Source organism: Pantoea sp. DY-17 (assembly GCF_019795975.1).
GTDB lineage: Bacteria > Pseudomonadota > Gammaproteobacteria > Enterobacterales > Enterobacteriaceae > Pantoea > Pantoea leporis.
Genome location: NZ_JAIMIG010000001.1, coordinates 165258 through 178986, shown reverse-complemented (window position 1 = coordinate 178986; position 13729 = coordinate 165258). Strand labels below are relative to the sequence as shown.

11 protein-coding genes are annotated in these 13729 nt (G+C 52.0%); 3 read left to right on the top strand and 8 right to left on the bottom strand.

Features of this window, described 5'->3' with window-relative positions; translation table 11 throughout:
- Positions 1 to 96 precede the first annotated feature (96 nt).
- From K5Y33_RS00865 to bolA, 8 genes are all read right to left on the bottom strand, one after another.
- Positions 97 to 420 carry a ComEA family DNA-binding protein gene (locus tag K5Y33_RS00865; protein WP_101762421.1) on the bottom strand — a complete coding sequence of 108 codons (324 nt, stop codon included), beginning with the start codon at positions 418 to 420 and terminating at the stop codon, positions 97 to 99.
- A gap of 140 nt (positions 421 to 560) precedes the next feature.
- Positions 561 to 2429: a peptidylprolyl isomerase gene (gene ppiD / locus K5Y33_RS00860; RefSeq protein ID WP_110867834.1), complete on the bottom strand. Its 1869-nt coding sequence runs from the start codon at positions 2427 to 2429 to the stop codon at positions 561 to 563.
- Positions 2430 to 2666: 237 nt separating this feature from the next.
- Positions 2667 to 2939: a nucleoid-associated protein HU-beta gene (gene hupB / locus K5Y33_RS00855; protein WP_036648244.1), complete on the bottom strand. Its 273-nt coding sequence runs from the start codon at positions 2937 to 2939 to the stop codon at positions 2667 to 2669.
- Positions 2940 to 3152: 213 nt separating this feature from the next.
- A complete protein-coding gene (gene lon, locus K5Y33_RS00850) occupies positions 3153 to 5507 on the bottom strand; it encodes an endopeptidase La (RefSeq protein WP_101762422.1) in 2355 nt (784 codons plus the stop codon).
- Positions 5508 to 5695: 188 nt separating this feature from the next.
- On the bottom strand, positions 5696 to 6967 hold the full coding sequence (gene clpX / locus K5Y33_RS00845; RefSeq protein ID WP_008103932.1) for an ATP-dependent protease ATP-binding subunit ClpX: 1272 nt from the start codon (positions 6965 to 6967) through the stop codon (positions 5696 to 5698).
- 129 nt (positions 6968 to 7096) lie between these two features.
- The gene (gene clpP, locus K5Y33_RS00840; protein WP_007886971.1) at positions 7097 to 7720 is read right to left on the bottom strand and encodes an ATP-dependent Clp endopeptidase proteolytic subunit ClpP; all 624 of its coding nucleotides are present in this window, start codon (positions 7718 to 7720) and stop codon (positions 7097 to 7099) included.
- A 335-nt stretch (positions 7721 to 8055) separates the two neighbouring features.
- Complete coding sequence (tig, locus tag K5Y33_RS00835) at positions 8056 to 9360, bottom strand: trigger factor (RefSeq protein WP_101762423.1); 1305 nt, start codon at positions 9358 to 9360, stop codon at positions 8056 to 8058.
- 302 nt (positions 9361 to 9662) lie between these two features.
- Complete coding sequence (bolA, locus tag K5Y33_RS00830) at positions 9663 to 9977, bottom strand: transcriptional regulator BolA (protein ID WP_008103937.1); 315 nt, start codon at positions 9975 to 9977, stop codon at positions 9663 to 9665.
- Between the two features lie 267 nt (positions 9978 to 10244).
- Between bolA and K5Y33_RS00825 the strand changes: the two genes are divergently transcribed.
- From K5Y33_RS00825 to cyoA, 3 genes are all read left to right on the top strand, one after another.
- A complete protein-coding gene (locus K5Y33_RS00825; protein ID WP_007886975.1) occupies positions 10245 to 10823 on the top strand; it encodes a lipoprotein in 579 nt (192 codons plus the stop codon).
- A gap of 54 nt (positions 10824 to 10877) precedes the next feature.
- On the top strand, positions 10878 to 12365 hold the full coding sequence (gene ampG / locus K5Y33_RS00820) for a muropeptide MFS transporter AmpG (protein ID WP_217547381.1): 1488 nt from the start codon (positions 10878 to 10880) through the stop codon (positions 12363 to 12365).
- 434 nt (positions 12366 to 12799) lie between these two features.
- Positions 12800 to 13726 carry a cytochrome o ubiquinol oxidase subunit II gene (gene cyoA / locus K5Y33_RS00815; RefSeq protein ID WP_101762426.1) on the top strand — a complete coding sequence of 309 codons (927 nt, stop codon included), beginning with the start codon at positions 12800 to 12802 and terminating at the stop codon, positions 13724 to 13726.
- Positions 13727 to 13729 lie beyond the last annotated feature (3 nt).

Genomic DNA, 13729 nt, shown 5'->3' with positions numbered 1-13729 from the left:
TCCTTGTTCAGGCTGAGAATGACAACTGGTAAGACCTGTTGAGCATAGCACAGCCTGAATCCGGGCTTTTTCAATCCTTCAAAGTCGCGAGACGCTTCACAGTTTAAGCCGGGCGCTGTTACGCTCAATCAGGGCGCTACCAATGCCCGGCACCTCCTTGAGCTGTTCAATGGCGGTAAAGGGCCCGTATTGTTCGCGATAACTGACAATCGCCTGCGCCTTCTTCAGCCCGATACCGTTCATACCAGCCGCCAGTTGTTCGGCAGTGGCTGAATTGATGCTGACCTGTCCTTCCTGTGGCGTGGAGACTTGCGTCGCCTGCGTTTCACTGGGACTTTCGGCAGCCGCCAGTCCGGTGGTATAAACTGCGCCGCCCAGCGCCAGCGTAATGCATAGGGCTTGAAACGTTGATTTAACCATGCTGTGTTTCTCCTTGTGTTTGACAGCAACAGCAGGTTGTCACAGCTCAATTCAACGCTCAAAAGGGCAATTATAGAAATGGAAAAGGCCGCATAAGCGGCCTTTCGGGTATTGCAGTGATTTAACTTTTTTTGTGAGGCTTACTGGTTTTGTGCTGCGGCGCCGTACTTAATCTTCGCCTCTTTACGCAGGTTTTCCAGCAGCGCTTCAAAGGCGATTTGCGCGTTATTCTGCGTTACGCCTTTTACCATCTCATCGATCTGCGCCTGCGGCATGTTGCCCGCGCTGACTTTATCCAGCGCGATCAGCACCACATTGCCCTGCATATCTTCGCTCACGCCCCACGACGGTTTATTGTCGGCAGGTTGTGGCAGATTGAAGGCCGACTGAGCAACAGGATCCTGCGCGTTGCGATCGAACGATTTGCTGGCGCTGAGCGTCAGGCCTGCAGCCTTCAGTGCATCCGCTTTACCGGCTTTCAAATCGGCCAGCAGCTTATCTGCTTGTGCTTTCGCCTGCTGCGTCGCTTTATCATGCTTCAGCGAGTCTACGATCTGCGCTTTTACCTGATCCAGCGGCTTCACCGCTTCCGGTTTGTGCTCGCTGATACGCAGGACAAAGGCACGATCGCCATCCACAGAGATGATGTCGGAGTTGTTACCCGGCGCACCATTCTGGCCTACCAGACCACCGTTGAAGATCGCCTGTTTAACCTGATCGAAATTCAACTCGTCTGGCAGGTTATCGCGGGTGATCCAGTTGGTTTCTACCACTTTCAAGCCGGAAGCCTGCGCGGCGCCCGCCAACGATTCGTTGTCGTTGCTGGCTGCTTCGCTGACTTTCTGCTGAATTTTGTAGAAGGCATCAACCGCTTTCTCTTGTTTTACTTTATCGGCAACGATGTCATGAACATCGGCCAGCGGCTTAACCTGCTCCGGCTGGATATCATCCAGACGCACCACCAGGAAGCCAACCGACGATTTGATAGCGCCGGAAAGCTGACCTTTCTGCGTCAGATTGGCGTTTTTCAGCTCGTCTGGCGTAGTGCTCGGCTCAAGCCAACCCATGTCACCGCCTTTGCGGGCTGAGATTGGGTCGATGGATTTGCTTTTTGCCAGCGCAGCGAAATCTTCGCCTTTCTTCAGCGCGTCAACCACGGCATTAGCGTCAGCTTCCGTCCTGGTCTGGATCACGCTGTAGCGATTACGCTGTGGCTGTGAATAATCCGCTTTATGTTGATCGTACCAGCTCTGAATGTCCGCTTCGCTGGCCGTTTCCTGCATACTAGCGGCATCCATTTTGATGTAGCTCACGCGGAACTGTTCAGGCGCCATGAAGCTATTCTGATGCTGCTGGTAATATTGGCTGACTTCGTCGTCGCTGACCGTCTGCTTAGCCGCCAGCGCGTTGACATCAATCACCGCCTGACGCACTTCACGCTGCTGAGACACCAGATCCACCAGTTTGCTGGTTTCGCCTTTTAACATGAAATCGGTGTTAGCAATTGCGTTAATCAGCTGCTGCGTCGCCAGCTGCTTGCGCAGCGCTTCGGCATACTGATCGGCAGTGAAGCCCATGCTGGTGATCAGGCCGCTGTATTTGGCGTTGTCGAATTTACCGTTGGTCTGGAAAGCTTTCTGATTGAAGATCGCCTGTTTCACCTGATCATCGCTGATGCCGATGTGCAGATCTTTGATGTACTGATCAAGTAACGCCTGATCGATCAACTGCGACAGCGCCTGCTGGCGCATCTGCTGCATGTAGCCTTCGTTGCTGGCTAACTGCGAGAACTGATCGCCCAGCATCTGCTGCTGACGATTGCGCTCATTGTTATAACCCTGCTCCAGCTCTGCACGGCTGATCTCGTGGCCGTTAACTTTGGCAGCATAATCACCGCCGCCACCGATCAGGTAGTTGCCCACCCCGGTGAGTACGAAAGACAGGATGATCAATCCCAGAATAATCTTGAGCACGACATGATTCGACGCCGCGCGTAAATTGTCCATCATGGTATGACAACACTCCGCTGTAGTGTGAATGTAAAGCTCTAACACGATGTCATCATCGTGCAACTGCTGTTCAGGCTGGCAGTTGGCAACCATGCGGAGACAACAACCAAAGGCTATCGCCGCGCATCAAGAATAAAAAAGGCACATCAAAAATGATGTGCCCGTATGTTACATGAGAACGGCTTTTGCGTCCTCAATCCACGGAAGAAAATGCTTCAATGGATGTATCAGCGGTCATTAATTGACGGAATCTTTCAGTGCTTTACCAGCACGGAAGCCCGGAACTTTACCAGCCGGAATGGTGAGCTCTTTACCCGTTTGTGGGTTACGGCCTGTACGAGCTGCACGCTCACGTACAGAGAAAGTACCGAAACCAACCAGTGCCACTTCATCACCGCCCTTCAGAGCTTCGGTAACGGAGTCCATGAATGCATCTAAAACACGTCCCGCTGCCGCTTTAGAAATGTCAGCATCTGCAGCAATTTTGTCGATCAACTGTGACTTATTCACTCTCTTCATCCCCTCTTTTATTATTCACATCGCACCCGTGCTTCCCGCCCGGTGCGAACGCGCAGCCAGTTATATCAAGCCTGTGGAGCTGAAACAACGGTATTCATCTTAATCGTTGATCCAGCAGCCCACTAAGTTAGCGGCACAAAAAAAAGCTGGCAAGCACCATTTTGCCTGCCAGCTTCGCTTTTTAGCGGTTTATGCCGCTAATCACTATTTTGCGGTCGCAACCTGCATGCCGTAAGGCGCATTTTCCAGTGCCAGGTTCAGCACTTCTTCAATACGCTTCACCGGATGAATCTCGAGATCGGCAATCACGTTCTGGGGAATATCCTCCAGATCGCGCTTGTTTTCGTCCGGGATCAGCACGGTTTTGATGCCGCCACGGTGTGCCGCCAGCAACTTCTCTTTCAGGCCACCAATCGGCAGAACCAGACCACGCAGGGTGATTTCACCGGTCATTGCGACATCAGAACGCACCGGGTTACCGGTTAAGCATGACACCAGCGCGGTGCACATGGCGATACCGGCGCTCGGGCCATCTTTCGGTGTCGCACCTTCTGGTACGTGCACGTGGATGTCGCGTTTCTCGTAGAAATCACCGTTGATGCCCAGTTTCTCTGCACGCGCGCGCACCACAGTCAGCGCGGCCTGAATCGATTCCTGCATCACTTCGCCCAGCGAACCGGTGTACGTCAGCTTGCCTTTACCTGGTACGCAGGCGGTTTCAATGGTCAGCAGATCGCCGCCCACTTCCGTCCACGCCAGACCGGTCACCTGACCCACACGGCTTTCGCTCTCTGCGCGACCATAATCAAAGCGCTGCACGCCAAGGAAATCCTTGAGATTATCGCCATTGATCACGATGTGCTTTTTCGACTTATCCATCAGCAGCGCCTTCACTGCTTTACGGCACAGCTTGGAGAGTTCGCGCTCCAGACTACGCACGCCCGCTTCACGCGTGTAGTAGCGGATGATGCCAACAATCGCGCTGTCGTCGACGGTGATCTCTTTCTCTTTCAGCGCATTACGTTCAATCTGCTTCGGCAGCAAATGTTGCTTCGCGATGTTCAGCTTTTCATCTTCGGTGTAACCGGAGAGACGAATCACTTCCATACGGTCAAGCAACGGTGCTGGGATGTTCATGGAGTTTGAGGTCGCCACGAACATAACGTCAGAGAGATCGTAATCCACTTCCAGATAGTGATCGTTAAACGCGATGTTCTGCTCAGGATCCAGCACCTCAAGCAGCGCTGAAGCCGGATCGCCACGCATGTCAGAAGACATTTTGTCGATCTCATCCAGCAGGAACAGCGGGTTTTTGACGCCCACTTTCGCCATTTTCTGGATCAGCTTGCCAGGCATAGAACCGATGTAGGTACGACGATGTCCGCGGATTTCCGCTTCATCACGCACGCCACCCAGCGCCATACGCACGTATTTACGTCCGGTGGCCTTAGCAATCGACTGTCCCAGCGAGGTTTTACCCACGCCCGGCGGTCCAACGAGGCAGAGAATTGGGCCTTTGATTTTGCTAACGCGACTCTGCACCGCAAGATACTCAAGGATGCGATCTTTGACGCGCTCCAGACCGTAATGGTCGATATCCAGCGTTTCCTGCGCTTTACGCAGGTCTTTTTTCACCTTGCTGCGCGCCACCCACGGAACCTGAACCATCCAGTCGATGTAGCCACGCACCACGGTCGCTTCTGCAGACATCGGCGACATCATCTTCAGCTTCTGCAGCTCAGCTTCGGCTTTTTCACGCGCTTCGGTCGGCATTTTGGCCGCTTCAATCTTACGTTTCAGCGCCTCGTACTCATCCGGCGCATCATCCATTTCGCCCAGCTCTTTCTGAATGGCTTTCATTTGCTCATTCAGATAGTACTCACGCTGGCTTTTTTCCATCTGCTTTTTAACGCGGTTGCGAATACGCTTCTCAACCTGCAGCAGATCGATTTCTGATTCCATCATCGCCATCAGATATTCCAGACGTTCATTGACGTCGGACATCTCCAGCACGGACTGTTTATCAGCCAGTTTCAGCGGCATATGCGCTGCGACGGTATCGGCCAGACGGGCCGCATCGTCGATGCTGTTGAGGGAGGTTAAGACCTCAGGTGGGATTTTTTTATTGAGCTTGATGTAGCCTTCGAACTGGTTGATGGCCGTGCGCACCAGCACTTCCTGCTCGCGCTCTTCAATTTCTGGCGAGACAAGGTATTCGGCCTGGGCAACAAAATGGTCGCCATTATCAGCCAGCGTGGTGATGTGCGCGCGCTGTAAACCTTCGACCAGCACTTTTACCGTGCCGTCTGGAAGTTTCAGCATCTGCAATACAGAAGCGACGGTCCCTACTGAGAAGAGATCGTTAATGCCAGGTTCATCCGTTGAAGCCTCTTTCTGTGCAACCAGCATGATCTTTTTATCATGATCCATCGCGGCTTCGAGGCACCGAATCGATTTTTCCCGGCCAACAAACAACGGAATTACCATGTGCGGATAAACCACCACGTCGCGCAACGGCAACACGGGGATTTCAATGCGTTCAGAACGCTCAGGATTCATAGAGCTCTCTCTTAGTTTAATGTCCGCCAGGTGATGGGTACCGCGCAATAGAGGTTTTGCAGTTAAACCCACAGGATATTGAGTATATGGGGATGCTTGTACGACATTCAATGTCACTGGCGAGAGAAAAACAAAAGGGGAAAGATTTTTCCCCTTTTTTAAGATAACAACGTGGTGCAATTGTTTATTTATTCACCAGAAGCCTGGGCTTCATGCTTTCCATAAATCAACATCGGCTCGGATTGACCTTCAATGACTGATTCATCAATCACCACTTTTTCAACGTCATCCATCGAAGGCAGGTCGTACATGGTTTCAAGTAACGCACCTTCAACGATAGAACGCAGACCACGCGCACCGGTTTTACGTGACATCGCTTTTTTAGCGATTGCCGTTAAGGCTTCGTCGCGGAATTCCAGTTCTACGCCTTCCAGATTGAACAGCGCCTGATACTGTTTGGTTAGCGCATTCTTCGGCTCACGCAGGATCTGAATCAGCGCTTCTTCACTCAGTTCGCTCAGCGTTGCCACAACCGGCAAACGACCGATGAACTCAGGAATCAGGCCAAACTTGATCAAATCTTCTGGCTCAACCTGAGACAGCAATTCGCCTTCACTCGCCTTCTGGGATTTGCCCTTCACGGTTGCACCGAAGCCGATGCCGGACCCGGTTTCAACACGCTGGGAGATCACCTTGTCGAGACCGGCGAATGCGCCACCACAGATAAACAGAATCTTGGAGGTATCAACCTGCAAGAACTCCTGCTGCGGATGTTTACGTCCGCCCTGCGGCGGTACGGCAGCCACGGTGCCTTCAATCAGTTTCAACAGCGCTTGCTGTACGCCTTCGCCCGAGACGTCACGGGTGATCGACGGGTTGTCAGACTTACGAGAAATCTTGTCGATTTCATCGATGTAGACAATGCCGCGCTGCGCTTTCTGCACGTCGTAATCACACTTCTGCAGCAGCTTCTGGATGATGTTTTCAACGTCTTCACCCACATAACCCGCTTCGGTCAGCGTGGTGGCATCCGCCATCGTGAAGGGCACATCCAGCAAGCGCGCCAGCGTTTCGGCCAACAGTGTTTTACCGCTACCGGTTGGACCGATCAGCAAAATATTACTTTTGCCCAGTTCAATACCGTTGCTGGTATCGCCATTGCGCAGGCGTTTGTAGTGGTTATACACCGCTACTGCCAGCACTTTCTTCGCCCTTTCCTGACCAATAACATAGTCATCAAGGTGATGGCGGATTTCATGCGGCGTCGGCAGTGAGCTACGCTCGCGGTGCGGCGCAACTTCCTTAATCTCTTCGCGAATGATGTCGTTGCAAAGATCAACGCACTCATCGCAAATGTACACTGACGGCCCGGCAATTAGCTTACGGACTTCATGCTGGCTTTTGCCGCAGAAAGAGCAGTACAGCAACTTACCTGAACCGTCTTTGCGCTTATCTGTCATCAGCTAACCTCTTTTCTTTCTCAGACCAAATTTGTTGTACGGCGCTGGCCGTACATCAACGGCCGATATGCATTCAACCCATCTGCCTGCTCCCCGTTAACTATAGCGTAAGGGGCAGACAGATGTGTCTTATTGGCGATGCGTCAGGATTGAGTCAACCAAACCGTATTCAACCGCCTCACCCGCAGAGAGGAAACGATCGCGCTCAGTGTCGCGTTCAATCTCTTCCAGCGATTTGCCAGTGTGCTCAGCCATCAGCTCATTCATGCGCTGCTTCACTTTCAGGATTTCGCGCGCATGGATTTCGATATCCGTCGCCTGGCCCTGATAGCCGCCCAACGGCTGATGAATCATCACACGTGAATTAGGCAGGCAGAAGCGTTTACCTTTGGTGCCTGCTGTCAGCAGGAACGCACCCATTGAACAAGCCTGACCCATACAGATGGTGCTGACATCCGGCTTGATAAACTTCATTGTGTCATAAATCGACATCCCAGCAGTAATCACGCCGCCTGGCGAGTTAATGTAGAGATAAATGTCTTTTTCAGGATTCTCAGCTTCCAGAAACAGCATCTGCGCCACGATCAGGTTAGCCATATGATCTTCAACCTGACCAGTCAGGAAGATCACACGCTCTTTGAGCAGGCGAGAGTAGATGTCGTAAGAACGCTCGCCGCGCGAGGTTTGTTCGACCACCATTGGCACCAGCGCCATGTGCGGTGCAGTAAATTCACGATCGCCACTGTATGACATTACCGTCTCCTGATAAATTTCATTGGCAACATTCTGTACCGATTTTACGTGAGGCGCGCCGGGAAAACTATGCGCTGCAGTCTCACTCCGCAGTAACAAGACGGTTAATCAGTCAGTCTCACTGTTTTCATGCATTCTCCCTGTATCTGGGGATGCTGCCCAGTTGTTTCAAGCATAACAACCTTTTGCCCATTCGCTAACACGGAAAAAGAGCTTAGCGGATAATTTGCCGATTAATTAAGCAAATAGAGGGCAAATCGGTGTATTTGGCGCCAGAAACGAAAAAGCCCGCGACTTTTCAGTCACGGGCTCAGCACTAACGGTTAACGAATGAATCAGGCCGCAGAGGTCTGGTTCATCAGTTCCTGGAAGTTAGTGGCTTTATCGGTCACTTTCGCTTTCGCCAGTACCGCTTCAACCGCTTGCTCTTCCAGAGCCACGTTGCGCATGTTGTTCATCAGCTCGCTGTTCTTGCTGTAGAACTCGATCACTTCCTGCGGATCTTCGTACGCAGAAGCCATCTCTTCGATCAGCGTTTTAACGCGTTCTTCGTCAGCCTGCAGTTCGTTGATACGAATCACTTCGCCCAACAGCAGACCCACAACGACGCGACGTTTAGCCTGCTCTTCGAACAGTTCGCGTGGCAGTTCCAGCGCTTGCTTCTCGTTGCCACCAAAACGCTGTGCAGCCTGACGACGCAGAACGTCAATTTCGCTGTCGATCAGCGCAACCGGAACATCGATGTCGTTGGCGTTAACCAGACCGTCGATTGCCTGCGTCTTGACGCGGTTACGGATAGCACCTTTCAGCTCGCGATCCATGTTCTTACGCACTTCAGCACGCAGACCGGCAACTGAACCATCTTCCACGCCAAAGCGCTTGATGAACTCTTCAGTCAGCTCTGGCAGTTCGCGAGTTTCAACTTTCTTCAGCACGATTTCGAACTTCGCATCTTTCCCTTTCAGGTTTTCTGCATGGTAATCGTCTGGGAATTTCACGTCGATAGTGAAGGTTTCGCCGGCTTTGTGGCCAACAACGCCCTCTTCGAAGCCTGGGATCATACGGCCCTGGCCCATTGCCAGCACGAAGTCAGAGGCTTTGCCGCCTTCAAACTCTTCGCCGTCAACAGAACCGCTGAAGTCGATGGTCGCGCGATCTTCAGCTGTCGCTGCGGCATCGCTCTCTTTCCAGGTCGCCTGCTGCTTCTGCAGGGTTTCCAGCATGGTATCAACGTCAGCGTCAGTCACTTCTACCACTGGCTTCTCAACTTCGATTGCATCAAGGCCTTTCAGCTCAACTTCTGGATACACTTCGAACTCAACCGCGTAGGTGAAGTCTTCGCCTTCTTTATATTCGCCCGGCACATAGTTTGGTGCGCCAGCCGGATTGATTTTCTCTTTGATGATGGCGTCAACGAAGTTGCGCGTCATCAGCTCGCCCAGCACGTCCTGGCGAACAGAAGCACCGTAGCGCTGAGAAATGATGTGTGCCGGCACTTTGCCTTTACGGAAACCGTCGATACGGACTTTCTTAGCCACTTCCACCAGTTCTTTCTTTACTGCGCTTTCGATGCTGTCAGCTGCAACAGTAATCGAAATGCGACGGCCCAGACCCTGAGTGGTTTCTACTGAAACTGTCATCTTGTTACCTCAAAAAATCACGTGCTCGGTCAACTTCAGACACCACACATAAAATGCGCCGTATCCAACAACCGGGACGGCCTCTGCAGGCAGAACCAAATCCCTGTCACCAGAAGCGTCCCGAAGACATTCCGGAAAAATAGACGCAGCATTATAGCGGCATCGCTGGAATGAGTCGAGGCTGCAAACTCACCACTTTTTAGCGGTTTTGCTGCTTTTTTGCGCCGTAGATCGCGTTTGAGTGTAATAAATGAAAAGAAAACGGCCCGCAGGCCGTTTTTAAGGATGAGTAAAAAGGGAATTCAGGCGAGCGTTCCCGCGCCGCGACAATTCGGCGAGGCCAAAACCGTATCCTGTAATCCATCCCACTCTTTTTGCGTGTAGGTATGCAGTGCCAGCGCGTGTACGCTGCCCGCTAATTCGGTTGCCAGTTCGCCATAAATAGCGCGATGACGTTGCAGAAAGCGCTGACCGGTAAATCGATCGCTGACAATCACCACTTTAAAGTGACTTTCAGAACCGGCGGGCACGTTATGACGGTAGCTTTCATCATGCACTTCAAGATGTGCAGGCTCGAAAGCGTTACGCAACTTTTCTTCTATTTGTTCGCGAATCATGATTAACACTCCTTTCCGGCGAGCGCTGTGCCCATCTGTTTAAATATTAGTAGGTTTTTCACCGCTTCCGCAGGTTGGCCGTAAATAAATCCGCCAGCGCTGCGCATAGTAACTTGCTTATCTCTCAGGTCAACTGGCTGGCGTTTCATCCTGTCCGAAAAAAGCCTTTACAATCAATTTCCATTGGCCCGGGGCTTTTTTCACCGCTGCGCAATGCTATGATGGCCGCAGTTTTGCAAACCAACCCATATGCTAACGAGAATGAGTATGTTGAAAAAACTGTTATTCCCTCTGCTGGCTGCTTTTATTTTGGCCGGCTGTGCCAGCAACAACACCACATTGGATATTCAACCGAAGATTCAATTACCGCAGCAAGATCCAAGCCTGATGGGCGTCACCATCAGCGTTAACGGTGCCGATCAACGTTCCGATCAGGCGCTGGCCAAAGTAAACCGCGATGGTCAGTTGATCACGCTGACACCATCACGCGATCTGCGTTTCCTGCTGCAGGAAGTGTTAGAGAAGCAGATGACGTCACGCGGCTACATGATCGGCCCAAGCGGTGCCGTTGATCTGCAGATCGTGGTGAATGGTCTGTATGCGGATGTGACCCAAGGCAACGTGCGCTACAGCATTACCACCAAGGCGGATATCTCCATCATCGCCACCGCGAAAAACGGTAACAAGCAGGTGAAAAACTATCGCCAGACTTACAGCGTAGAAGGCGCGTTTACCGCCACCAACGCGAAGATCACCAACGCGGTTAACTCAACCCTGAGTGACGTGATTGCTGATATGGCGCAGGACACCAGCGTTCACAACTTCATTAAGCAGAACGCCCGCTAATTTCCGCAGTATTTTGCCCGGCGACTCTCAGCCGGGCTTCATTTCAGGTTGGCTATGACATCTCACTATCTGCGAATTTTTACCCAACGTAATGCGGCGGTATTGCTGCTGCTGGGTTTTGCCTCAGGCTTACCGCTGGCGTTAACCGCCGGAACATTACAAGCGTGGATGACGGTAGAGAATGTTGACCTGAAAACCATCGGTTTCTTCTCCCTTGTCGGTCAGGCTTACGTGTTTAAGTTCCTGTGGTCGCCGATGATGGATCGCTATACGCCACCGTTTCTTGGCCGCCGTCGCGGCTGGCTGCTGGTCACGCAGTTGGCGCTGATTGGCGGCATTATTGCGATGGGCTTTATGCAGCCTTCGCGTGACTTAACGCTGCTGGCCGCGCTGGCGGTGCTGGTTGCCTTCTGTTCGGCTTCACAGGATATCGTGTTTGATGCCTGGAAAACCGATGTGCTACCGCCGGAGGAGCGCGGCAGCGGCGCGGCAATCACCGTGCTGGGCTATCGTCTGGCGATGTTGATTTCAGGCGGACTGGCGCTGTGGATTGCGGATCGCTACCTCGGCTGGCAAGCCACTTACTGGCTAATGGCGCTGCTGATGGTGCCGGGCCTGATCGCCACGTTGCTGGCGAAAGAACCGGTGGCGCCAGCGCGCGAACCGCACTCGCTACGCCAGGCCGTGACATTCCCGCTGAAAGACTTCTTCCAGCGTAACAATGCCTGGCTGCTGATCACGCTAATTATCCTTTACAAGCTTGGCGATGCATTTGCCGCCTCGCTCACCACCACCTTCCTGATTCGCGGCGTCGGCTTTAGCGCGGGCGATGTCGGTCTGGTGAACAAAACGCTGGGTTTGTTGGCCACCATTATTGGTGCGCTGTATGGCGGCGTGCTGATGCAGCGCCTGAGTTTGTTCCGCGCCCTGATGATATTCGGCGTGCTGCAAGCGGTGTCGAATTTTGCTTACTGGTTGCTGGCGGTAACGCCACCGCACTTGTGGAGCATGGCCAGCGCGGTCTTCATTGAAAACCTGTGCGGCGGCATGGGCACCGCGGCCTTTGTCGCGTTGCTGATGACATTGTGCAACAAATCCTTCTCGGCGACGCAGTTCGCACTGCTCTCTGCCCTCTCCGCCGTGGGCCGCGTTTACGTCGGTCCCGCCGCAGGTTGGCTGGTCGAAATGTGGGGCTGGCCCACCTTCTATGCTTTCACCGTGTTTGCTGGCGTACCGGGATTACTGCTGTTATGGCTGTGTCGCGGCACTTTGCATAGCATGCAGCAAAGCGGAGAGTTTGTGATGCGCAGCTTGTGGCCGCAAGGTTACCGCTGGACGGTGCGTCTGTTTAGCATCGGCTGCGGCTTACTGGCCTTGTGGTTACTGGCCTTAGCCCTTAACGCCAGCGGCGTTGTGCAGATTGATGCGCTACTTACGCCAATGTTTGAAGCCGGCATGGCATTTGCGCTGTTGGCGGTCGCACTCGGTGTTATTTTGGATAGTTTGGCATTAAAAAAAGCGGCGCGGGAAAATCTGGGTTGAGTAAGCCAATTTTCATAACGAAATAATGGGGTAAAAATATCAGTTGCTCATTTTCCCAATAGCATTTTTTTTAAAGCGAATTAGAAACATTAAATTAACAACTGCGAGCGAATATTTAAATCCGGTGCGCAATTACTTTGTATAAAAGTCATCGCCGAAATGATGCAGAAATGTTAAATAAATGAGTATTAAGAGTACGGTTTATACTTTCCCTGATTTTTCTGCGGTTTCTACCATTGGTTTTTGTTATATTGATGCCAACTGCTTGTCGCAGTTAATAATTTGTCACCCTGCGTAACATCTGTGACACCCTTAGCAAAAGGTGTCAACAGCCTTCTGACACATCCTTAAGCTGGTTTACACTGCATAAACCTTCCCGTAAAATGCGCGCACACTTAAACGACAATAGAGCCCTTTGTCATTGAGGTCGTTAAATGAGACTCAGTAAATACAATAAAAGTTTGGGGATTTTGTCATTAATTGCAGGCGCTGTATTACTCAGTGGCTGCGATAGTGCGTTGTTAAATCCCAAAGGACAGATTGCACTGGAGCAACGTTCGTTGATTCTGACAGCTTTCGGCTTGATGATGATCGTAGTTATCCCGGCAGTCTTCATGGCAGTATTCTTTGCCTGGAAATATCGGGCAACCAATACTAACGCAACTTATAGCCCTAACTGGTCACACTCAAACAAAGTGGAAGCCGTGGTCTGGACCATTCCGATCCTGATCATTATCTTCCTCGGCGTTTTGACCTGGAAATCAACCCACGCGCTGGAGCCGAGCAAACCGCTGGTTTCTGACGTTAAACCGGTTGAGATCGACGTAGTGGCACTGGACTGGAAATGGCTGTTCATTTACCCGGAACAGGGTATTGCAACCGTCAACCAGATTGCCTTCCCGGCAAACACTCCGGTGAACTTCAAGATCACCTCCAACTCCGTGATGAACTCCTTCTTTATTCCTACTCTCGGCAGCCAGATTTATGCGATGGCCGGTATGCAGACCAAATTGCATCTGATCGCCAACGAGCCAGGAACATTTGACGGTATCTCTGCGAACTTCAGTGGTCGTGGTTTCTCTGGCATGAAGTTCAAAGCCATTGCAACTAAAGACGATGCGGAATTCCAGCAGTGGGTTGCCAAAGTTAAAGCGGCACCTAACGCGCTGAACACCATGGATGATTTCGAGAAACTGGCTACGCCAAGCGAAAATCACCCGGTGGAATATTTCTCAACGGCAAATCCAGAACTGTTCAAGCAAGTGATTGATAAGTTCATGATGAGCCACGGGAAGATGGACATGCCAGAACATAAAGGCATGGACATGAGTCACGCCGCTTCCGCGGGAGCCGAGGAATAATAC

Coding starts and splice junctions, on each gene's coding strand:
- lon (WP_101762422.1), bottom strand. CDS start 5,507: ATGAATCCTGAGCGTTCTGAACGCATTGAAATCCCCGTGTTGCCGTTG.
- tig (WP_101762423.1), bottom strand. CDS start 9,360: ATGACAGTTTCAGTAGAAACCACTCAGGGTCTGGGCCGTCGCATTTCG.
- clpX (WP_008103932.1), bottom strand. CDS start 6,967: ATGACAGATAAGCGCAAAGACGGTTCAGGTAAGTTGCTGTACTGCTCT.
- ampG (WP_217547381.1), top strand. CDS start 10,878: ATGACATCTCACTATCTGCGAATTTTTACCCAACGTAATGCGGCGGTA.
- clpP (WP_007886971.1), bottom strand. CDS start 7,720: ATGTCATACAGTGGCGATCGTGAATTTACTGCACCGCACATGGCGCTG.
- K5Y33_RS00825 (WP_007886975.1), top strand. CDS start 10,245: ATGTTGAAAAAACTGTTATTCCCTCTGCTGGCTGCTTTTATTTTGGCC.
- cyoA (WP_101762426.1), top strand. CDS start 12,800: ATGAGACTCAGTAAATACAATAAAAGTTTGGGGATTTTGTCATTAATT.
- ppiD (WP_110867834.1), bottom strand. CDS start 2,429: ATGATGGACAATTTACGCGCGGCGTCGAATCATGTCGTGCTCAAGATT.
- K5Y33_RS00865 (WP_101762421.1), bottom strand. CDS start 420: ATGGTTAAATCAACGTTTCAAGCCCTATGCATTACGCTGGCGCTGGGC.
- bolA (WP_008103937.1), bottom strand. CDS start 9,977: ATGATTCGCGAACAAATAGAAGAAAAGTTGCGTAACGCTTTCGAGCCT.